This window comes from Pseudomonas sp. NPDC090203, from assembly GCF_044746765.1.
Taxonomy (GTDB): domain Bacteria; phylum Pseudomonadota; class Gammaproteobacteria; order Pseudomonadales; family Pseudomonadaceae; genus Aquipseudomonas; species Aquipseudomonas putida_AD.
Window position 1 is genome coordinate 113,736 of the sequence record NZ_JBIVCV010000016.1, and the last position, 20,448, is coordinate 134,183.

The 20,448-nt window shown below is 62.2% G+C and carries 18 protein-coding genes; 9 read left to right on the plus strand and 9 right to left on the minus strand.

Annotation, left to right across the window (positions count from 1 at the left end; translation table 11 throughout):
* The first annotated feature begins 9 nt into the window (after window positions 1–9).
* The 8 genes from iolD (at window position 10) to ACIPO9_RS24070 (ending at window position 9,996) form a co-directional block, all read left to right on the plus strand.
* Window positions 10–1,941, plus strand: a complete 1,932-nt coding sequence (gene iolD, locus ACIPO9_RS24035; protein WP_400783929.1) for a 3D-(3,5/4)-trihydroxycyclohexane-1,2-dione acylhydrolase (decyclizing) — start codon at window positions 10–12, stop codon at window positions 1,939–1,941.
* A gap of 132 nt (window positions 1,942–2,073) precedes the next feature.
* Window positions 2,074–3,093 (plus strand): Gfo/Idh/MocA family protein, encoded by a 1,020-nt coding sequence (locus ACIPO9_RS24040; RefSeq protein ID WP_400783930.1) that lies wholly within the window; start codon window positions 2,074–2,076, stop codon window positions 3,091–3,093.
* A gap of 298 nt (window positions 3,094–3,391) precedes the next feature.
* Window positions 3,392–3,628, plus strand: a complete 237-nt coding sequence (locus ACIPO9_RS24045; RefSeq protein WP_400609562.1) for a hypothetical protein — start codon at window positions 3,392–3,394, stop codon at window positions 3,626–3,628.
* Window positions 3,629–3,686: 58 nt separating this feature from the next.
* The gene (locus tag ACIPO9_RS24050; protein ID WP_400609564.1) at window positions 3,687–4,613 is read left to right on the plus strand and encodes a sugar ABC transporter substrate-binding protein; all 927 of its coding nucleotides are present in this window, start codon (window positions 3,687–3,689) and stop codon (window positions 4,611–4,613) included.
* Window positions 4,614–4,692: 79 nt separating this feature from the next.
* On the plus strand, window positions 4,693–6,246 hold the full coding sequence (locus tag ACIPO9_RS24055; protein WP_400783932.1) for a sugar ABC transporter ATP-binding protein: 1,554 nt from the start codon (window positions 4,693–4,695) through the stop codon (window positions 6,244–6,246).
* A gap of 58 nt (window positions 6,247–6,304) precedes the next feature.
* Window positions 6,305–7,327: an ABC transporter permease gene (locus ACIPO9_RS24060; RefSeq protein WP_274133589.1), complete on the plus strand. Its 1,023-nt coding sequence runs from the start codon at window positions 6,305–6,307 to the stop codon at window positions 7,325–7,327.
* A 477-nt stretch (window positions 7,328–7,804) separates the two neighbouring features.
* Window positions 7,805–8,209: a TraR/DksA C4-type zinc finger protein gene (locus ACIPO9_RS24065; RefSeq protein WP_274133547.1), complete on the plus strand. Its 405-nt coding sequence runs from the start codon at window positions 7,805–7,807 to the stop codon at window positions 8,207–8,209.
* 323 nt (window positions 8,210–8,532) lie between these two features.
* Entirely contained in the window at window positions 8,533–9,996 is a 1,464-nt protein-coding gene (locus ACIPO9_RS24070) for a T6SS phospholipase effector Tle1-like catalytic domain-containing protein (protein ID WP_400783933.1), read from the plus strand.
* Window positions 9,997–10,040: 44 nt separating this feature from the next.
* Here ACIPO9_RS24070 and ACIPO9_RS24075 read toward each other — a convergent pair whose 3' ends face one another.
* Window positions 10,041–10,277 carry a DUF2789 domain-containing protein gene (locus tag ACIPO9_RS24075; RefSeq protein WP_274133545.1) on the minus strand — a complete coding sequence of 79 codons (237 nt, stop codon included), beginning with the start codon at window positions 10,275–10,277 and terminating at the stop codon, window positions 10,041–10,043.
* Between the two features lie 324 nt (window positions 10,278–10,601).
* On the opposite strand from ACIPO9_RS24075, the gene ACIPO9_RS24080 reads away from it, so the two are divergent.
* Window positions 10,602–11,069: a hypothetical protein gene (locus ACIPO9_RS24080; RefSeq protein ID WP_400609569.1), complete on the plus strand. Its 468-nt coding sequence runs from the start codon at window positions 10,602–10,604 to the stop codon at window positions 11,067–11,069.
* A gap of 25 nt (window positions 11,070–11,094) precedes the next feature.
* On the opposite strand, the gene ACIPO9_RS24085 is transcribed toward ACIPO9_RS24080, so the two are convergent.
* The 8 genes from ACIPO9_RS24085 to ACIPO9_RS24120 all read right to left on the minus strand — a co-directional run bounded on the left by ACIPO9_RS24085 (window position 11,095) and on the right by ACIPO9_RS24120 (window position 20,002).
* On the minus strand, window positions 11,095–13,227 hold the full coding sequence (locus tag ACIPO9_RS24085) for a TonB-dependent receptor (RefSeq protein ID WP_400783934.1): 2,133 nt from the start codon (window positions 13,225–13,227) through the stop codon (window positions 11,095–11,097).
* Between the two features lie 230 nt (window positions 13,228–13,457).
* Entirely contained in the window at window positions 13,458–13,853 is a 396-nt protein-coding gene (locus ACIPO9_RS24090) for a DUF2946 domain-containing protein (RefSeq protein WP_400783936.1), read from the minus strand.
* A gap of 70 nt (window positions 13,854–13,923) precedes the next feature.
* Window positions 13,924–14,292 carry a Na+/H+ antiporter subunit G gene (locus tag ACIPO9_RS24095; RefSeq protein ID WP_274133541.1) on the minus strand — a complete coding sequence of 123 codons (369 nt, stop codon included), beginning with the start codon at window positions 14,290–14,292 and terminating at the stop codon, window positions 13,924–13,926.
* Entirely contained in the window at window positions 14,289–14,567 is a 279-nt protein-coding gene (locus ACIPO9_RS24100) for a K+/H+ antiporter subunit F (RefSeq protein WP_274133540.1), read from the minus strand. The genes ACIPO9_RS24095 and ACIPO9_RS24100 overlap by 4 nt, the downstream gene beginning before the upstream one ends.
* Complete coding sequence (locus ACIPO9_RS24105) at window positions 14,564–15,052, minus strand: Na+/H+ antiporter subunit E (RefSeq protein WP_400783937.1); 489 nt, start codon at window positions 15,050–15,052, stop codon at window positions 14,564–14,566. Before ACIPO9_RS24105 ends, ACIPO9_RS24100 begins: the two co-directional genes overlap by 4 nt.
* The gene (locus ACIPO9_RS24110; RefSeq protein WP_400783938.1) at window positions 15,049–16,725 is read right to left on the minus strand and encodes a monovalent cation/H+ antiporter subunit D; all 1,677 of its coding nucleotides are present in this window, start codon (window positions 16,723–16,725) and stop codon (window positions 15,049–15,051) included. The genes ACIPO9_RS24105 and ACIPO9_RS24110 overlap by 4 nt, the downstream gene beginning before the upstream one ends.
* Window positions 16,722–17,066, minus strand: a complete 345-nt coding sequence (locus ACIPO9_RS24115) for a Na+/H+ antiporter subunit C (protein ID WP_081568723.1) — start codon at window positions 17,064–17,066, stop codon at window positions 16,722–16,724. The genes ACIPO9_RS24110 and ACIPO9_RS24115 overlap by 4 nt, the downstream gene beginning before the upstream one ends.
* A complete protein-coding gene (locus tag ACIPO9_RS24120) occupies window positions 17,066–20,002 on the minus strand; it encodes a monovalent cation/H+ antiporter subunit A (RefSeq protein WP_400783939.1) in 2,937 nt (978 codons plus the stop codon). Before ACIPO9_RS24120 ends, ACIPO9_RS24115 begins: the two co-directional genes overlap by 1 nt.
* Between the last annotated feature and the right edge of the window lie 446 nt (window positions 20,003–20,448).

The window sequence follows — 20,448 nt, forward strand, 5'->3', positions numbered from 1 at the left end:
GGTGCAAGCATGACCACGACACGATTGACCATGGCCCAGGCCCTGGTGAAGTTTCTCGATAACCAGTACGTCGAAGTCGACGGCGTGCAGAGCAAATTCGTCGCCGGGGTGTTCACCATTTTCGGCCACGGCAACGTGCTGGGCCTGGGCCAGGCCCTCGAGCAGGACAGCGGCGAACTGGTGGTGCATCAGGGCCGCAATGAACAAGGCATGTGCCACGCGGCGATGGGCTTTGCCAAGCAACACCTGCGCCGCAAGATCTACGCCTGCACCTCATCGGTGGGGCCGGGCGCGGCAAACATGATCACGGCGGCGGCCACTGCGTCGGCCAACCGCATCCCGCTGTTGCTGCTGCCGGGGGATGTGTATGCCAGCCGTCAGCCGGACCCGGTGCTGCAACAGATCGAGCAATTCCACGACCTGAGCATCAGCACCAACGACGCCTTCAAGGCCGTGAGTAAATACTGGGACCGCATCAACCGTCCCGAGCAGTTGATGAGCGCCGCGCTCAATGCCATGCGCGTGCTCACCGATCCCGCCGAAACCGGCGCGGTCACCCTGGCCCTGCCTCAGGATGTGCAGGGTGAGGCCTACGACTACCCCGACGCTTTCCTGCAAAAACGCGTGCACCGTATCGACCGTCGCCCGCCGACCCAGGTCATGCTCAAGGACGCCTTGGCGTTGCTCAAGGGCAAGCGCAAACCGCTGCTGATCTGCGGCGGGGGCGTTCGGTATTCCGGTGCGGCGGCGCAGTTGCAGGCCTTCGCCGAGCGCTTCGACATTCCCTTCAGCGAGACCCAGGCCGGCAAGAGCGCCATCGTCTCGGCCCATCCGCTGAACATGGGCGGTATCGGCGAAACCGGCTCGCTGGCCGCCAACACCCTGGCCCGCGAGGCGGATCTGATCATCGGAGTCGGTACCCGCTACAGCGACTTCACCACCGGTTCCAAGTCGCTGTTCCAGAACCCGGATGTGCAGTTTCTCAACCTCAACGTCGGCGCCTTCGACGTGCAAAAGCTCGATGGCGTGCAGGTGCTGGCCGACGCGCAACTGGCGTTGCAGGAGCTGGCGAACGGGCTGGGTGACTACCGCGCGCAATGGGGTGACGCACCTCGCCAGGCCCGTGCGGCGCTGGATGCCGAAGTCGATCGCCTGTACGCGGTGCAATACCAGACCCAGGATTTCGAACCGGAAGTGGCCGGGCACCTTGATCCGCAGGTACTCCGGGATTTCATCGAGATGACGGGCTCGTGCCTCACCCAAAGTCGTGTCCTGGGGGTGCTGAATCAACAGCTGCCGGAAGATGCGGTGATTGTTGCCGCCGCGGGCAGCCTGCCTGGGGATCTGCAACGGGCCTGGCGCAGCACCAGTGTCGACAGCTACCACGTCGAGTATGGCTATTCGTGCATGGGCTACGAGGTCAACGCCGCGCTGGGGGCGAAGATGGCCGCGCCCGAGCGCGAGGTGTATGCGCTGGTGGGTGACGGCTCGTACATGATGCTGCACTCGGAACTGGCCACCTCGATTCAGGAACGGCGCAAGATCAACGTGGTGCTGCTGGACAACATGGCCTTCGGTTGCATCAACAACCTGCAGATGGGCAACGGCATGGGCAGTTTTGGCACCGAATTTCGATATCGCAACCCCGAAACGGGGCAGCTCGACGGCGACTTCGTGCCGGTGGATTTCGCCATGAGCGCGGCGGCCTATGGCTGCAAGACCTACAAGGTGAAGACCGTCGAGGAGCTTGAAGCGGCGCTGGCCGATGCACGCAAGCAGACGGTGTCGACGCTGATCGATATCAAGGTGCTGCCCAAGACCATGATCCACGGCTACCTGTCGTGGTGGCGCGTGGGCGTGGCCGAGGTGTCGACCAGTGGCAAGACCGCCGAGGCGTACGAACGGCAGAAAACGATGCTGGCCAAGGCCCGCAAGTATTGATTCACATCGCACCTGTAGGAGCGCGCTTGCTCTGGGCCGCATTCGGACGACCGCGGTGTGTCATTGAAACAATATTTGCCTGACACACCGCCGTCGCGGGCAAGCGCGCTCCTACAAGTCAAGGAGAAACCCATGAAAATCGGACTCATCGGCTACGGCAAGGGCGGGCGCTTCTTTCATGCGCCGCTCCTGGCCAGCCTGCACGGCGCAACCTTCGCCGGCGTGGTGACGCGCTCCCCGGAGCGACGCCAGGAACTGCAACAGGACCATCCAAAAGTACCGGCTTTCGACAGCCTGGCCGATCTGGTCGCCTCGGGCGTCGATGCCGTGGTGATTTCCACGCCGCTGGCCTCGCGTCGGGCGCTGATTCTGGAAGCCATCGAACTGGGCGTGCCGGTGGTCAGCGACAAACCCTTCGCCCCTGATGCAACGCATGCTCAGGAACTGGTAGACGCCGCCGAGCGTCGCGGCGTGCTGCTGGGGGTTTACCAGAACCGGCGCTGGGATTCGGATTTTCTCACCGTGCGCAAACTCATCGACCAGGGCGTGCTGGGGCAGATCACCCGGTTCGAATCCCGGGTCGAGCGCTACTCGCCGTCGTCGGTGGGCAAGGAATCGGGCGGCGGCATCTTGCGCGATCTGGGCAGCCATCTGGTGGACCAGGCGCTGCTGCTGTTCGGACCGGTGAAGCGGGTCTACGCCGAGCTCGAATTCGCCACGCCTGAACAAAAGGTCGATCACGGGTTTTTCGTGTCGCTGATTCATGCCAGTGGCGTGACCTCGCATTTATGGGGCAACTGCCTGCAAAACGCTCAAGGACCACGTTTTCGCGTCAACGGCGCTCAGGGCTGCTATACCGTTGAGGGCCTGGACGGTCAGGAGGCCGCCGCTTTGGCCGGGCAGTCTCCCAAGTCCGAGGGCGAGCGCTGGGGCGTCGAGGAACACCGACGCTGGGGCTGGTTCGAGCAGGGGGAACACCGCGAGCGAGTGCCCTCCGAACGAGGCTGCTGGACCGAGTTCTATCGCCAGTTGCAGGAAGCGGTGATGAACCAGGGCAAGAACCCGGTGGACGCACGCGATGCAGTGGCTTCGGCCAAGGTGCTGGATGCCGCGCGGATCAGCGCCCGGGAAGGGCGGGTGGTCACTCTGTAAGAGGTGGTCACTCGTAGGAGCGCGCTTGCCCGCGACGGCGGTGTGTCAGGCAAAGGTTGTTTCAATGACACTCCGCGGTCGCGGGCAAGCGCGCTCCTACAGGGGGGAATCGTGGAAAACGCTGTAGAAAAATGAAATAGAAATAAATTCTAAAATCAGTTGAAGTAGAAATTATTTTCCAATAAAGTCATTTCCAGGTTGCCGAATCTCGACGTCCACCCCTGTATCGGACCTTTCCTACACAGGGCTGGGCGGACGAAACAAAAAACAAGAACGCCAAAAAAGACAGGTACCGTCGATGAATATCCTCAAACGCGCCGTTCAGGCCTGCAGGACCGTATCACGCTCTCTTGTTGCTTCCCGCGCTGTCTCTGCCCTCAAGCCATCCCTTGCCGCCGCGCTCGACAAAACCCTCGAAACCGCCGCCCGCGTGCTCTGTGTGCAAAGCCACGGGGTGATGGTCTGCGGCTCGTCGGCGGCGTCGGTGGCGCACTTCTGCAATCCACATTTTTCAAGCTCCAGCGGCACAGTCTGAACATCCGCAGTCGTTAGCCAATTCACTACAACAACAAGAATTTGGAGAAAGACCGTTCATGAACACCAAAGCCCGTTTTACCTCCCTGGCACTGGCCCTGATGCTCGGCAGCGGCGCGACCCTGGCAGCCGACCTGAAAATCGGCGTGGCCATGTCGCAGTTCGATGACACCTACCTGACCTACATGCGCGAAGACATGGGCAAGAAGGCCAAGGACATGGGCGGCGTCGATCTGCAATTCGTCGATGGCCGCAACGATGTGAACAAGCAGCTCGACCAGGTGCAGGAGCTGATCGGCAAGAAAGTCGATGCACTGATCGTCAACCCGGTCGACACCGCCGCCACCGGTCGCATCACCAAGGCGGCCACCGCTGCCGGGATCCCGCTGGTCTACGTCAACCGTCGCCCGGATGACCCCAAACTGCCAGCCGGCGTTGCATCGGTCACCTCCGATGACAAGGAAGCGGGCCGCATGCAGATGGAATACCTGGCCAAGAAGATGGATGGCAAGGGCACCGTGGTGATCCTGCTGGGTGAGCTGTCGAACAACTCGACCCGTGACCGCACCGAAGGCGTCAAGGAAGTCCTGAAAAAATACCCCGGCATCAAGATCGCCGAGGAACAGGAAGGGGCCTGGGGCCGGCAGAAAGGCATGGACATCACCAACAACTGGCTGACCCAGGGCCGCGATTTCAGCGCAGTGGTTTCCAACAATGACGAGATGGCCATCGGCGCCGCCATGGCCTTGAAACAGGCCGGCAAAAAGCAGGGCGATGTGCTGGTCGCAGGCGTCGATGGCACGCCCGACGGGCTGAGCGCGGTGAAGAAAGGCGATCTTACGGTCTCGGTGTTCCAGGACGCCAAGGGGCAGGGCGAAGGCTCCATCGACGCCGCAGTGAAACTGGCGAAAAAGGAATCGTTACCTGAACAGGCGATCGTGATTCCGTTCAAGCTCATCACTCCGGAAAACGTCAGCACCTTCTAATAACGTTCACATCACGACAACTGACAGGGCCCGGTGGCTGAAGCCTCCGCCGCCCATGTCAGGTGAGGAGCCTGTGACCATGTTCGCTTCCGCTACTGCGACCCCTGTCCAACCCGAGCTTGCCGGCACTGGCGCCGAACACCCTTATCTTCTGGAAATCACCAACATCAGCAAGGGTTTCCCCGGTGTGGTGGCGCTGGACAACGTGGAACTGCGCGTGCGGCCCGGCAGTGTACTGGCCCTGATGGGCGAGAACGGTGCAGGCAAGTCCACCCTGATGAAAATCATTGCCGGGATCTACCAGCCCGACACCGGCGAAATCCGCCTGCGCGGCAAGCCGGTGGTGTTCGAGACGCCGCTTGCGGCGCTGCAATCGGGCATCGCGATGATTCACCAGGAACTCAACCTGATGCCGCACATGAGCATCGCCGAGAACATCTGGATCGGCCGCGAACAGCTGAACGGGCTGCATATGGTCGATCACCGCGCCATGCACCGTTGCACCCAGGACCTGCTGGACCGGCTGCGCATCAACCTTGACCCCGAAGAACACGTCGGCAACCTGAGCATCGCCGAACGGCAGATGGTCGAGATCGCCAAGGCGGTGTCCTACGACTCCGACGTGCTGATCATGGACGAACCCACCTCGGCCATCACCGAGAAGGAAGTGGCCCACCTGTTTTCGATCATTGCCGACCTGCGTGCGCAGGGTAAGGGCATCATCTACATCACCCACAAGATGAACGAAGTGTTTGCCATCGCCGACGAAGTGGCGGTGTTTCGCGACGGCGCCTACATCGGCCTGCAGCGCGCCGACAGCATGGACGGCGACAGCCTGATCTCGATGATGGTCGGCCGTGAACTGACACAGTTGTTCCCGGAGCGGGACAGGCCGGTGGGCGATCTGCTGCTCTCGGTGCGCGACCTGGCCCTGGACGGTGTTTTCGAGGGCGTTTCCTTCGACCTGCACGCCGGCGAAGTGCTGGGCATTGCAGGGCTGATGGGGTCCGGTCGCACCAATGTCGCCGAAACCATCTTTGGCATCACGCCCTGCAGCCGAGGCGAGATTGTGCTCGACGGTGCGCCGATCAAGGTCACCGATCCGCATTTCGCCATCGAGAAGGGCTTTGCCCTGCTGACCGAGGACCGCAAGCTCAGCGGGCTGTTTCCTTGTCTGTCGGTGCTGGAAAACATGGAGATGGCGGTCCTGCCTCATTACGTGGGCAACGGCTTCGTGCATCAGAAGGCCCTGCGCGGCCTCTGCGAGGACATGTGCAAGAAGCTGCGGGTCAAGACGCCGTCGCTTGAGCAGTGCATCGACACTCTCTCGGGCGGCAACCAGCAGAAGGCCCTGATCGCCCGCTGGCTGATGACCAACCCGCGCATATTGATTCTCGACGAGCCGACACGCGGCATCGACGTCGGCGCCAAGGCCGAGATTTACCGGCTGATTTCCATGCTCGCCAGCGAAGGCATGGCGGTGATCATGATTTCTTCGGAGCTGCCGGAAGTGCTGGGCATGAGCGACCGGGTCATGGTCATGCACGAGGGCGAAATGATGGGCACCCTGGATCGCGCCGATGCGACTCAGGAGCGGGTCATGCATCTGGCGTCGGGCCATTCGGTCCATTGACGGCGGTTTGCCAAAGGCCCGTTTCGGGTCAGAACAAGAACAAGAGGCACCTATGAAAATGAACGCGATACTGGACAACAAACCGGCGCTGGCCCCGAACAAGCACAAGCGCCGCCTGCCGACCGAACTGAGCATCTTTCTGGTGCTGATCGGCATCGGCCTGATTTTCGAGCTGTTTGGCTGGATCGTGCGCGACCAGAGCTTTCTGCTCAACTCCCAGCGGCTGGTGCTGATGATCCTGCAGGTCTCGATCATCGGTCTTCTGGCCATCGGCGTGACGCAGGTCATCATCACCACCGGCATCGACCTCTCATCCGGCTCGGTGCTTGCGTTATCGGCGATGATCGCAGCCAGTCTCGCGCAATCGTCGGATTACACCCGGGCGGTATTTCCTTCGTTGACCGATTTGCCGGTCTGGGCGCCGGTCATCGCGGGCCTTGGGGTCGGGCTGCTGGCGGGTGCGATCAACGGCAGCATCATCGCCATCACCGGCATCCCGCCCTTCATCGCCACCCTGGGCATGATGGTGTCGGCCCGTGGCCTGGCGCGCTTCTACACCGGCGGCCAGCCTGTGAGCATGCTTAACGATTCCTACACGGCCATCGGCCAGGGCGCGATGCCGGTGCTGATCTTTCTGGTGGTGGCGGTGATCTTCCACATCGCCCTGCGCTACACCAAATACGGCAAGTACACCTACGCCATCGGCGGCAACATGCAGGCGGCCCGTACCTCGGGGATCAACGTCAAGCGCCACCTGGTGATCGTCTACAGCATCGCGGGCCTGCTGGCCGGGCTTGCCGGTGTGGTGGCCTCGGCACGGGCGGCGACGGGGCAGGCGGGGATGGGCGTTTCCTACGAACTGGATGCCATTGCGGCGGCGGTGATCGGCGGCACCAGCCTTGCGGGCGGCGTCGGCCGGATCACCGGTACCGTGATCGGCGCGCTGATTCTCGGGGTGATGGCCAGCGGATTTACCTTCGTAGGCGTCGATGCCTATGTACAAGACATCATCAAAGGGTTGATTATTGTGGTGGCGGTGGTCATCGACCAGTACCGCAACAAACGCAAGCTCAAACGCTGATGTCTTGATGCCAGCTGTTTGATCAACGTTGAAAAGGGCCCGGACAGGGGCCCTTTTCGTTTTTCTGCCGGTTTGAACCGAACGGCCGATGGCCTGTCAGACAGCGTCCATACGCATTTGCACTGCACTGTAGGAGCGCGCTTGCCCGCGACCGCGGTATGTCAGGCGGTGCAGTGGTGTCGGTCATGACGTCTTCGCGGGCAAGCGCGCTCCTACAGGCGATACGCGTACCTGCTGGAGTGAGCGTGTCACGGCAGACACAGGTTGAAACACCGGTTTGGCTCAACGCCACCGGGGTTTTGGGGGGTTGTTGGGCGATTCTTGTTCAATTATGTTGCCGAGTACGAAACCCGGCCTTAGACTGCCGCCCCTCGTAAATTGAGTGCCAGGTGGCGCTTGGAGACCATGGCGCTTTTACGATGACGCAGAGGCGCTTCACTAAATCGCCTTAATGCACGTTTTTTTATAGAGAAATCAATGACCAAGGACAAGTTGCTGGCGATGCCGGCCGATGACTACATGAACGCGGAGCAACACGCCTTCTTCATCGAGCTGCTGCAAGCCATGAAAGTGGAAATCCACGAGCGTATCGAGCAGAGCCGTATCGCGATCGAAAGCCTGGATACCCCGGCTGACCCCGCCGACGCCGCTTCCGTCGAAGAAGAGCGCCACTGGCTGGTCAACGTGATCGACCGCGACCAGCGCATGCTGCCCCAGCTGGAAATGGCGCTGACCCGTATCGCCGAAGACACCTTCGGCTGGTGCGATGACAGCGGTGAGCCTATCGGCCTCAAGCGCCTGCTCATCAGCCCGACGACCAAATACTGCATCGAAGCGCAAGAGCGCCACGAGCAGATCGATCGCCACCAGCGTCAGGCCTGATCGCCGTTCCTGACCGCCAGGCCATGGCGCAGGAACCCGTCGCCCGAGGCATTAGCCTCGGGCGATTTTCGTTGTGGGTAATATTTAATTATTGTTCTGTTGATTTAATTCTGTTTAAGTTTTCTGAATATTTTAGGAAATCTGCTGCCTGCTTGTAAGACGAAAGTGCGGGCGGTTTTTTATTGTCTGATTTTTAAGTGGGAAGTTTCTGAAGTCATATTTACCCCATTGACGCTGTCGTGGGGGTGAGCATTCTGTGAGGTATATGTCCGGATATGTAAATAACTGTTCCGGATTGTGTCGACACTTACAGGAGTTTGAATATGACGATGCTTCGCTGTTTCAAGGGATCGACGTCCACGCCCGCCTCGCTGGGCGTCACAGTGCGCATTGGTGTGTTCTTCGACGGCACGGGGAACAACCGGATCAACAGCCAGATCGGCGCGGACTGCCAGGCCATGGCGGGCGTGTACCACAATGCCCATATCAAGGAATGCGGGGGGCGGCATTCCGATCCCGCCAGCAGTTACAGTAACGATTTCACCAATATTGCCCGGCTGGCCGATCTTTACCGCCAACAGTTCGTGGCCACTAACGACGGTAATGGATTGCGGGTGACTCAGCCGATTTATATCAGTGGAGTGGGGACTACATCAGGCGGGCGCGATTCAATACCGGGGCAGGGGTTCGGACGAGGTCATACTGGCGTAGTTGCCAAAGTCTGCAAGTGCGTGGAAAAACTCAAGAGCGTTCTGCATACCTTTGGCAGGCATAACCCCGGCTGTGTCATTGCCGCGCTAGAACTTGATGTGTTCGGGTTCAGTCGCGGCGCCGCATCGGCCCGGCATTTCGCCAATGAGGTGCTCAAGCAGGAGCGGGGTGCATTAGGCCCGGTGCTCGATGGTCAGAAGTTGCCGCTGGCTGCCGACTTCAATTGGCGTAACGGCAGCGTGCGGCTGAAGGTGATCGGCCTGTTCGACACGGTTGCCGCCGTGGGAGGCATTTCCGACCTGGGAAGCGTGGGCGATGACGTCAATAGACGGGTCAACCTGTTCCTGCCGCCGGGTTGCGCGCAGCAGGTGATCCATCTGGTGGCGGCTGACGAGCATCGACGCAATTTCTCGCTCAACAGCGTGGCGCCCGGTTGGCTGCGGGAGATTGTGCTGCCCGGCTCACACTCGGACATCGGTGGCGGCTATCACCCGTACATGGTCGAGAAAGTGGCGCTGACCCGGCCCCGCCGCAGCCTGGTCGGCATCCAGACGCCCTATGACGCGACCCCGGCCTGGCAGCAGACCCACCAGGAAATGGACACGCTGGATGTGCAGCGCTGGATCGACCCGCGAGACGACACTGCCCGCATCACGGTGGATTGCGTGGAGCGGGGGCGCAAGAAAGGCCAGGGCCTGAAAAGTGTCATCGCCAGTGTCATGCTTGAGCGCGGAGTATTCGGGCACCTGTCGCGGGTCTATCTGCGTGTCATGCACGGACTGGCGTGTGACGAGGGCGTGCCGTTCATGCCGGTGCCGGACCTGCCGGATCTCGTGTTGCCACCTGAGTTGCGGGGTGTTGCGGGCAAGCTGCTGGCGCGCGCCCGGGGCGAAGAGCAGCCACTGACCGCGGCAGAAATGCAGATGTTGTACCGGCGGTATATCCACTGTTCCGCCCATTGGAACAGCACTTTGACCAGCAGTAACTCGCTGATCGACGGTTTGTTCGTCCATGCTCCGGCGAAAGAGGGACGCTCACGCTTCCCCAATCTGGGCCAGCCGGGCTACCCCTATTGACGGTGGCGGCCTCCAGGGGCCGCCACCTTTTCAGCGGCCTGCTGCTACTTTGCCGGATGCAGCAGTTCGTTGAGTTCGTCCACCACCGGTGCCCATTCGGCATCGGTCAGCAGTTCCTCTTTGAGAAAGCGCGCCTGCTGGGGCGTCCAGAACTCGGCGTCGACCAGTTTCACATCGTCGCCGAGCCGATGCTGGCTGACAAAGGCGTCGATGCTGGCCTGATCCGACTCAAGCCCCAATTGTTCGAACAGTGTCGCAAGCGTCGGTGTGGTGAGTTCCATGTTGTTTCCCTCTGGGAAGTGGACGGTGATTGACCTTGTGATGCATGTGAGTGCAGAGCGGCCCCAAGAGTTTCCAGACAATAGCGTTATCGATTCAGCCATCGCCGAAGCGCTTTTCGGCTTCAATTGGACACAGGCCAATGGCCATATTCGTGTACAAAACAGTAAACAATGCGGACGAAAGGCATATATCCCGTATAGACTCTAAGCCGGTAGAATCCAGTTTTTTGCCAGCGTCCGGCATCCGCGGCGCACCGTTTTCTTGTCTTTTCCTTGCCTGGCCCTGCGGTCGGGCAAGTTCATATCAGGTTGGGAGTTTGTACATTGGCAGTAAGTAATCTGGATACCCACGCGTTATTCGTGCTTGGTGATTTGCGCGCGAAGTTGGTGAAGCTGTTCCAGGCGCGTTTCGTCTATGTCATCGAACAGTCCCCCGAAGGCATCTACATGTCTGAAATCGACACCGAATCCGCACTGGTGGTCGATGACAAGCCGCGTCTGGAGCTCAAGGTCGGCGATCATTTTCGCGCCGCCGTATTGCCCAGCCGCGAAGGTGGCAAGTTCGAACTCAAGTTCCGCGACATCAAGATGACGATCTACGGCCTGGGCGAATACGCCTTTGTCGAGGTGCCTGAAGGCCAGGGTATCGTGTTCAAGGAATCCCACACGGTGTTCATGGTGTTCGCTGCCCACGAACAGATCCAGCTGGGCCTTGGCAAAGTGCTCAAGGCCGCAACCGCCAAGGCCGCCAAGTGGCGCAAGGGCGAACTGGTGTTCAAGGCCAGCGAGTGATTCGCCGGCCCTGTGTTGCCTGCGTCTAGAAACGAGTCTGTACCGCCAGCTCGAATGTGCGGGGCTCACCCAGGTAGTAGGCCGGTGATACGTGGGCGAATCGCGCATAGACCTCGTCTGTCAGGTTGCGCACCCGACCGGTGATCGATGTGTGCTGGTCCAGCTTGAAGGTCAGAAAACTGCCGTACAGCGTGTACGACGGCACCCTTTGCGTATTGGCATTGTCGGCATACACCGACGCCACGTAGCGGGCGTCTACCCCTGCTTGCCAGGCCGGCGTGAAGTCATAGGTCAGCCACAGATTGCCGACGCGGTCAGGTACGTTGGTCGGTGTGTTGCCCTTGCGCGAGACCACGATGCCCGCCGAATTCTTTTCACTGAATTCATCGTATTGCGCATCCACCCAGGCGACGTTGCCCTCCAGCAGCAAGTCGGGGGTGATGCGCAAGGAACTCGCCAGCTCGATCCCCTTCGATGACTGCTGGCCCACCGGAACCGTGTTGGTGGGGTCCTGCGGGTCGGTGATGGCGAAGTCCTTGCGCTCGATGGTGTAGGCGGCAACGGTGGCCGAACCCCGGCCTTGCAGGTAGTCGAACTTGCTGCCGATCTCCCACTGCTTGCCGGTCGAAACGTCGAAGTTCTGCGTGCCACTGGGCTGCTCGGCGGCGGTGCTGTATTGCAGGTAGACGTTGGCGCAGGGCAGGAACTGCCAGGTCAGGCCTGCGCGGCCGGTCACCGGCTGCCAGTCACGGCGCAGGTGGCGGGGATTGCTGGCGGTGATTGCACGATGGTTGGTCACGTCCAGGTCGATGTCGTCGTAGCGCAGGCCGGTCACCAGCGACCACTGCTCGCTCAGCGCCAGATGGTTTTCCACGAACAGCGCCTTGGTGGTCACCTCATTGGTCTTGTCCTTGACGAAGCCTTGGCGGGTGCCGGGCAGTGCGTAGAAATGCCCTGGGTCGAAATGATCCGGATCCACCGTGTTGTTCGCCGGCACGTTCCACGGGTTGTTGGTGGTCGAGTTGACCTTGTACTCGAAGCCACCCGCCCAGGTAGTGGCCATCCCCAGCAGGCTGCTGTCGTGGCGCAATTCGAACTGGTTGCCCTGCTGCCAGCCCTGATGGCGCACCAGATAAGCGGTGGAGCGGTTGATGGCGCTGTTGCTCGCGTTGTACTGGTAGGTTTCCAGGTTGCGGTAGTCGCGCTGGCTGTCCAGGCGATACAACGTGTTGCGCAGGCTGGTGGCGTCGTCCAGGCGGTAGTCGATGATCGAGCGCACCCAGCGCGTGCGCTGTTCGTACAGGCCATCCTCGACGTTGTAGTTGCGAAAGCGGTTGTGCTTGTCGATCTTGAGCTCGCCCGCCTTGGGGTTGAGCACCGGGGTGCCCCAGTAGGGGCTGTCTTCGTGCTCGTCCTGATATTCCAGGGCCAGGGTGTGGGAAAGGTCCGGGGTGATGTCGCTCAACAGGGAAAACGCCGCGCTCCACGCGTCGTTCTCCTGACGATCGATATAGCCGTTGCTGCTGGTGTGGCTGACGTCCAGCCGGGCGTAGTGCTGTATGTCTGCGGTGGGGTCGCTCAGGCGATGGTTGACGCCAAAGGCGGTTTGCGTGGTGTCGAAGCTGCCGTAGCTGACCCGGCCTTCGGCGGCCTGATCTTCCCGGTTTGCCAGCTTGGTGACGTAGTTCAACGAGCCACCCACCGATCCTGCGCCATTCATCAGTGACGACGGACCGCCGAGCACTTCGACGCGATCATAGATCCAGCTATTGACCGGCCGCGCCAGCCCGGTGGCGACGTTGATGCCGTTGAACATCTGCGTGACCTGGCTGCTGGTGAAGCCCCGATAGGAAATGAACCCGCCAAAGCCGGGCGGGGCGCTGGCGTTGACGCCGGGCAAGGTGTTGGCGACGTCCTGAAAGTTCTGTGCGCCTCGGCGCTCGATGTCTGCCCGGTTGGCGACGGCAATCGAGGCGGGCGTCTGGCGCAGGCTCAAGCCCAGGCGGGTGGCGCTGGCGGCTTGTTGTTCCAGGTCCAGGCCTTGGGTGGGTTGTTCATCGCCATTGACCGTGATGGGGGCCAGGTCGAGGGCGGTTTGTGCGTGGGCGAAAGCGGGCAGGCTGCCGATCAGGCCGGCGAGCAGGGGGATGCGTTTCATGGTGAAAACCTGATATGAGGTCGAGCGCAAAACCGTTTTTCAGCACTGTTGCCGCGATACCCCGTAGCAGCACGGCTTGCCGGCGGGGGCGGTGTGTCAGTGACGCATTCATTGCCTGACACACCGTTCCCGCTGGCAAGCCATGCTGCTACGGGGCCGGCGTCATTCTGTCAGGCACGGGCTGGCCGCAGACAACAGCATCTGAAAAACAGGTCAGTGAGTTTTCGAAGTCAGATCAGGGCGAACGGCGGGGCGCGGGGGTTGGCCGTGGGCCAATGCAAAGCGGCGGGGATATCGTAGGAAGCGACGACAGCAGGTGGCGGGCTGTGCTGTTCGGGCAGGATCGCCAGGGTCAGGCTGGAATTGAGCGCCGGGCCCATTCCGCCGGTTGAGCACAGGGGGCAGCCGAAGGCGGCGGACAGGGTGGGCAGCTTCTGCTCGCCGGGCTTGAATTGATCGACCGTGGTCAGCGCCCGGCCGTCGGTGGAACAGAACTCGCCGCCAATGCCGTTGAGTTGCATGCCGACCATCTGGCCGTGACCGATGCTGCAGGCGAACACGTTGAACAGGACGCAGCAATAGAGCATCCATGCAATCAGGTGTCGGTCGGATCGGGCCAGTTTCATGGGCGGCAAAGGTATCAGAACTGGGGCGACGAGCGGGGTGCGGCAAAATGGCGCGGGGGTGCGCCTGGCCTCACTTACCCTCGTGCCGCCCCTCGCTGACCTCTGGCGGCACGTCGTCATCGCCTGCCATGCGCTTGCGGAACAACCCGGTGCGAGCCAGCAACAGCGTCGTCACGGGCACGGTGATCGCCAGCAGGATCGGGATCAGCCAGGCGTGCAGCACCGGCCCTTGCTTGAGCGCGGAAAAGTAGATGATCGAGGCCAGGGCGACGCACCACGCACCGAGGGTCGAGGCCAGGGCCGGTGGGTGCATGCGCTGGAAGAAGTCCTTCATGCGCAGCAGCCCCATCGCGCCGGTCAGGGCAAACAGGCCGCTCAATACCAGCAAAACCGCGGTCAGGGTCTCAACCCACACCGGCAACTCCTGTAACGCATTCATTCGATCACCTCGCCACGCAGCAGGAACTTGGCCAGGGCGAAGGATCCGACAAAGCCGAACAGCGCAATCAACAATGCCGCCTCGAAATAGGTGTCGCTGGCGTAGCGAATACCCAGCACCAGCATCATCAGCATCGCCAGCAGGTACAGGTAGTCCAGCGCCAGAACCCGGTCCTGGGCCGACGGACCCTTGAACAGGCGGATCAGGGTCATGACCATGGCGACGGTGAACAGCCCCAGGGTGAGCAGGATCGCATTGGTGAGCAGCGGGCTCATTGGAAAATCTCCATCAGCGGGCGTTCGTAGGTGCGCTTGAAATGCTCGATGAAGCGCCCCTCGTCGTCCAGGTCGAACACATGCATCAGCAGCACGCTGCGATCCAGGGCCAGCTCCGACCACACGGTGCCCGGCACCACGGTGCAGATCATCGCCAGCGCCGCCAGGCCATGGGCGTCATGCAGGTCCAGCGGCACTTTGACGAATGCCGAACGCGGCGGACGGCTGCGGGCGCGCCACACTTGCAGCGCCACCTGCACGTTGGACACCAGCACATCACGCCCCACCACGAAGAACAGCCTGAAGGCCACGCCCGGCCTGCGGATGCGTGCAGGCAAGGGGCGCAACGGTGCGAACATGATTGGCGCCAGCAACCCCAGCAGCGCGCCGAACAGCAGGTTTCCGGCGCTCAGGGACAGGTTCAGCAGCAGCCACAATGCCCACAGCGACAGCGACAACAACGGTGCAGGGAACAGGCGCTTCATGGCTGCACCTCTGCCAGGTCACTCGGGCTGGGGACGGGTTTGGCGGCCATCACCGACAGGATGTATTGCTGCGGATCATGCAGCGCCTGTGCCGTGTCCTGGGTGTAGCGCAGCAGCGCCTGAGCCTTGAAGGTGAGGGCGATGCACAGCCCCAGCAGCAGCACGATAGGAATGCATTCATAACGGCGCAGCAGCGGTGACGGGCGCTCCTGTGGTGTCCAGAAGCGCTTGATGCCGACCCGCACGAAAGCGAACAGCGAGGCCAGCCCCGAGACGATCAGCAGCGCCACCAGCGTCCAGCTATCGGCGCGGATCGCTTCGTCCTTGGCCACGTCCAGACCCAATGGGTTGAGCAGGGCGCTGATCAGCGTGAGCTTGCCGAGAAACCCGGACAGCGGCGGCATGCCGATGATCAGCAAGGCGCAGATGATGAAACTCAGGCCCAGGAACGCCATGGTCCAGGGAATCACCTGGCCGACCACCGCTTTCTGTTCATCGTCCAGGTTGGTGCCCGGCACCGGGTGCAAGGCTTCCAGCGGCTTGGGCAACTGATCGGCGTCGTCTTCCAGCGGGATTTCATTGGCCGAGCGCGAGCGCTCCACCAGTTCGGCCAGCAGGAACAATGCGCTCAAGGCCAGCGTGGAGCTGACCAGGTAGAACAGCGCGCCGGCGGTCAGGCTCGGCTGGCCGAAGCCGATGGACGACAGCAGAATCCCCGCCGACACCAGAATGCACAGGCTGGCCATGCGCTCCAGACGCTGGGCGGCGACGATGGAAATGGCCGCCACCGCCAGCGTCGCCATGCCGCCCCAGATCATCCAGTCACCGCCGAAGAATGCCGAGTCACCGGCCTGGCCCGAGAACAGCAGCGTCCACAGGCGCAGCAGGGTGTAGGCACCGACCTTGGTCATCAGGGCGAAGATCGCGGCCACCGGCGCGCTGGCGGCCGAGTAGGCCGGCACCAGCCAGAAGTTCAGCGGCCACATGCCCGCCTTGGCCAGGAACGCCACCGCCAGGATCGCCGCGCCTGCATGCAACAGGCCGATGTCGGCTTCGGATACCTGTGGGATCTTGACCGCCAGATCCGCCAGATTCAGGGTGCCGGTGACGCCGTAGATCAGCGCAGCGCCAATCAGGAACAGCGAAGAAGCCAGCAGATTGATGGTGATGTAATGCAGGCCCGCCGAGACCCGCGCCCGCCCCGAGCCATGCAGCATCAGGCCATAGGACGCCGCCAGCAGCACCTCGAAGAACACGAACAGGTTGAACAGATCGGCCGTAAGGAAGGCGCCATACAAGCCCATCAGCTGAATCTGGAACAGGGCGTGGAAGCTCGCACCGGCCCGGTCCCAGCGCGCCAGGGCGAACAGCAGGGCGCAGAAGGCGACGATACCGGTCAACACCAGCATCATCGCCGACAGGTGATCGACCACCAGCACGATGCCGAACGGCGATGACCAGTTGCCGGGCAGGTAGACGCCGATGGAGCCGGTGGTGCCGGTCTTCTGCACCCACATCATCAGGGTGATGGCGATCCCCAGGCCCAGCGCCGTGGACAGCAGGTTGATCCGCGCCTTCAACGGGCGATGGCGTTCACCCAGCCACAGCATCAGCGCGGCGGTCAGCACCGGCAGCAGGATCGGCGCGACGATCAGTTGGTTCATCAGACTCATTCACTGCTCTCCCGGCCGTCCACATGGTCGTTGCCAGTCAGGCCACGGGAGGCCAGCAGCACCACCAGGAACAGCGCGGTCATGGCGAAACTGATGACAATTGCAGTCAGCACCAGCGCCTGGGGCAAGGGGTCTGTGTAGTTGAGCAGGTCCTGCGGCACGCCGTCCTTGATGATCGGCTCCTTGCCGATGAACAGGCTGCCCATGCTGAAGATGAACAGGTTGACGCCGTAGGACAGCAGGCACAGGCCCATGACCACCTGGAAGGTCCGTGGGCGCAGGATCAGCCACACGCCGGAGGCTGCGAGCACGCCGATGGCAATGGCGATGACTTCTTCCATCACAAGGCTCCTTGGGTAGGGGTGGCCGAGGCCGGCTGGATCGGCTGCGGCAGCGACGTCGGACGATGGCTGCGCACCGACTGGTGAGCCAGGGCGGTCAGGATCAGCAGCGTCGAACCCACCACCACGGCGTACACGCCGATGTCGAAAAACAGCGCGCTGGCCAGGTGCACGTCACCGAGCAGTGGCAGATGCAGGTGCGCGGTGTGGGTGGTCATGAACGGATAGCCCAGCGCCATCGACCCCAGCCCCGTCGCCAGGGCGAAGAACAGGCCGGCGCCCATCCAGCGCAGGGGGCGCAGGCTCATGTGCGCCTCGACCCACTGGGTGCCGGCGACCATGTACTGCAGAATGAACGCCACCGACATCACCAGCCCGGCGACGAAACCGCCGCCGGGCTGGTTGTGGCCGCGCATGAACAGGTACATCGAGACCACGAAGGCCACCGGCAGCAGCAGACGCACCAGCACCGCTGGCACCATCATGAAGCCCAGCGCGGTGTCGGTGGCGTGGCGCGGGTTGACCAGATCGGTCACCACATCACGCGCCAGCAAGCGTTGCTGGGCGGGTAGGGCGATGCTTTCTTTCGGTGGGCGGAAACGGCGCAGCAGGGCGAACACGGTCAGGGCGACCACCGCCAGCACGGTGATTTCGCCGAAGGTGTCGAAGCCGCGGAAGTCCACCAGCATGACGTTGACCGCGTTGGTTCCGCCGCCCTGGCTCAGGGCACGGCCCAGGTAGAACTCGGAGATGGTGTTGGGCGTCGGGCGGGTCAGCATCGCATAGGACAGCAGCGCCATGCCGCCACCGACCGCCACGGACAGGATGAAGTCCCGCACGCGACGGGCCTTGGCGCGGTTGCGCGACCGGGACGGCGGGGCGACGTTTTCGTTACGCCGTGGCAGCCAGCGCAGGCCCAGCAGGATCAGCACGGTGGTCACCACTTCTACCGCCAGTTGGGTCAGGGCCAGGTCCGGCGCGGAGAACCAGACAAAGGTCACGCAGGTCATCAGGCCGCAGACGCTGACCATGGTGACGGCCGCAAGACGGTGATACTTGGCCTGCCACGCGGCACCGACGGCGCAGGCAATCGCGATCAGCCAGAGCATGACGAAGACCCCGGAGCCGGCGATCTTCGGCCGGTCGCCCCAAGTCAGGCCGCTCTCGTACATCGGCACGAAACCCACCACCAGCGAGACAAACACCATCAGGAACAACTGCGCCTGCAAGCGGCGCGTGGTCAGCAGGCCTTCAAGCTTGCGCGCGACGATCAGCTTGGTCACCAGCACCCGTTCGAACAGGCGCTTGCCGTTGAGGCGCCAGATCAACGGCGGCCCGACAAAGCGGTCACGCTTGAAAGAGCCGCGCAGCAGCAGGTAGAGGAGGATGCCCGCGCCCATGGCGACCAGGCTCATGATCATCGGCGCATTCAGGCCGTGCCAGATGGCCAGGCTGTACTCGGGCAAGGTCCCGCCTACTACAGGCTGTGCGGCAGCGGCCAGCAACGGACCGACCGATTGTGCCGGGAAAATCCCGACGATCAGGCACGCCAGCACCAGCAGTTCGACCGGTACCCGCATCCAGCGTGGCGGCTCGTGGGGCGTGTGGGGCAGGTCAGTGGCTTTGGGACCGAAGAACACATCCACCGTGAAGCGCAGCGAATAGGCAACGCTGAACGTCCCGGCCACCGTGGCGATCACCGGCAGCGCCATCTCGACCCAGGCCGTTGAGGTGATGAACACGGTTTCGGCGAAGAACATCTCTTTAGACAGAAAACCGTTGAGCAGGGGCACGCCGGCCATGGCGGCGCTGGCGACCATGGCCAGGGTGGCCGTGTACGGCATCAGCTTGACCAGGCCGCTGAGCTTGCGGATGTCGCGGGTGCCGCTTTCATGGTCGATGATGCCAGCCGCCATGAACAGCGAGGCTTTGAAGGTGGCGTGGTTGAGAATGTGGAACACCGCAGCGACGGCGGCCAGCGGGCTGTTCAGGCCCAGCAGCAGGGTGATCAGGCCCAGGTGGCTGATGGTGGAATAGGCCAGCAGGCCCTTCAGATCCGTCTGGAAAATCGCCGAATAGGCGCCGATCACCAGGGTGCAGGCCCCCGCGCCGCTGACGATCCAGAACCACTGCTCGCTGCCCGACAAGGCCGGCCACAGGCGCGCCAGCAGAAACACCCCGGCCTTGACCATGGTCGCCGAGTGCAGGTACGCCGACACCGGCGTCGGCGCGGCCATGGCGTGGGGCAGCCAGAAATGGAAGGGAAACTGCGCGCTCTTGCTCAGGGCGCCGATCAGGATCAGCGTCAACAAAACCGGGTACAGGGCATGGGCGCGTATGGCGTCACCTGCGGCCAGCACCCGATCCAGATCGTAACTGCCGACCACATGCCCCAGCAGCATCACACCCACCAGCAAGGCCAGCCCGCCTGCGCCGGTGACCATCAACGCCATGTAGGCGCCGCGCCTGGCATCTGCGCGATGGTGCCAGTAACCGATCAGCAGGAAGGAGAAAACGCTGGTCAGCTCCCAGAAGAACACGATCTGGATCAGGTTCCCGGACATCACCAGGCCCAGCATCGCCCCCATGAACGCCAGAAAGAACGAGAAAAACCGTGGCACCGGATCGTTCGGTGACATGTAGTAACGGGCGTAGAGCGACACCAGTGTGCCGATCCCCAGGACCAGCATCGAGAACAGCCAGGCAAAGCCGTCCAGGCGCAACACGAAGTTGAGTCCCAGGCTCGGAACCCAGAAATATTCTTCGCGAATGACCCCGCCATGGGCGATCTGCGGGTACCAGAGAGCAACCTGCACAGCGCCGATCAGAGCGATCACGCCTGCAAGAAAAGATTCGGTGTTACGCGCGTTGTGCGGCAACAAGGCCGCCAGACAACTGCCGATGAAAGGCAGAAGAAGTAGAACTATCAGGGACATAGGCTTCTAATCTGCGAATGAATGTCAAGGATCATACGTGCCGGGTCGTGGATCACCAACCGCCAAGATGTCGCAGAATCCTACAAAGTTTGTAGGCAGCAGCGTAGTTGATACGTTTCCAAATACGATTTCAGAGTGATTTCGGCATGGCTTGTGTATGTGGCGCAAGCAAGCGCTCCTACAGATGCGAACACCGAACCGTAGCAGCACGGCTTGCCGGCGGGGGCGATCTCAAGGACGCCGTCGCGGGCAAGCGCGCTCCTACAGGTGCGAACACCGAACCGTAGCAGCACGGCTTGCCGGCGGGGGCGATCTCAAGGACGCCGTCGCGGGCAAGCGCGCTCCTACAGGTGCGAACACCGACCCGTAGCAGCACGGCTTGCCGGCGGGGGCGATTTCAAGGACGCCGTCGCGGGCAAGCGCGCTCCTACAGGTGCGAACACCGA

Excerpts from the sequence above, each read along its gene's own strand:
- iolD (WP_400783929.1), top strand. The coding sequence starts at position 10 with ATGACCACGACACGATTGACCATGGCCCAGGCCCTGGTGAAGTTTCTC.
- ACIPO9_RS24040 (WP_400783930.1), top strand. The coding sequence starts at position 2,074 with ATGAAAATCGGACTCATCGGCTACGGCAAGGGCGGGCGCTTCTTTCAT.
- ACIPO9_RS24045 (WP_400609562.1), top strand. The coding sequence starts at position 3,392 with ATGAATATCCTCAAACGCGCCGTTCAGGCCTGCAGGACCGTATCACGC.
- ACIPO9_RS24050 (WP_400609564.1), top strand. The coding sequence starts at position 3,687 with ATGAACACCAAAGCCCGTTTTACCTCCCTGGCACTGGCCCTGATGCTC.
- ACIPO9_RS24055 (WP_400783932.1), top strand. The coding sequence starts at position 4,693 with ATGTTCGCTTCCGCTACTGCGACCCCTGTCCAACCCGAGCTTGCCGGC.
- ACIPO9_RS24060 (WP_274133589.1), top strand. The coding sequence starts at position 6,305 with ATGAACGCGATACTGGACAACAAACCGGCGCTGGCCCCGAACAAGCAC.
- ACIPO9_RS24065 (WP_274133547.1), top strand. The coding sequence starts at position 7,805 with ATGACCAAGGACAAGTTGCTGGCGATGCCGGCCGATGACTACATGAAC.
- ACIPO9_RS24070 (WP_400783933.1), top strand. The coding sequence starts at position 8,533 with ATGACGATGCTTCGCTGTTTCAAGGGATCGACGTCCACGCCCGCCTCG.
- ACIPO9_RS24075 (WP_274133545.1), bottom strand. The coding sequence starts at position 10,277 with ATGGAACTCACCACACCGACGCTTGCGACACTGTTCGAACAATTGGGG.
- ACIPO9_RS24085 (WP_400783934.1), bottom strand. The coding sequence starts at position 13,227 with ATGAAACGCATCCCCCTGCTCGCCGGCCTGATCGGCAGCCTGCCCGCT.
- ACIPO9_RS24090 (WP_400783936.1), bottom strand. The coding sequence starts at position 13,853 with ATGAAACTGGCCCGATCCGACCGACACCTGATTGCATGGATGCTCTAT.
- ACIPO9_RS24095 (WP_274133541.1), bottom strand. The coding sequence starts at position 14,292 with ATGAATGCGTTACAGGAGTTGCCGGTGTGGGTTGAGACCCTGACCGCG.
- ACIPO9_RS24100 (WP_274133540.1), bottom strand. The coding sequence starts at position 14,567 with ATGAGCCCGCTGCTCACCAATGCGATCCTGCTCACCCTGGGGCTGTTC.
- ACIPO9_RS24105 (WP_400783937.1), bottom strand. The coding sequence starts at position 15,052 with ATGAAGCGCCTGTTCCCTGCACCGTTGTTGTCGCTGTCGCTGTGGGCA.
- ACIPO9_RS24110 (WP_400783938.1), bottom strand. The coding sequence starts at position 16,725 with ATGAGTCTGATGAACCAACTGATCGTCGCGCCGATCCTGCTGCCGGTG.
- ACIPO9_RS24115 (WP_081568723.1), bottom strand. The coding sequence starts at position 17,066 with ATGGAAGAAGTCATCGCCATTGCCATCGGCGTGCTCGCAGCCTCCGGC.
- ACIPO9_RS24120 (WP_400783939.1), bottom strand. The coding sequence starts at position 20,002 with ATGTCCCTGATAGTTCTACTTCTTCTGCCTTTCATCGGCAGTTGTCTG.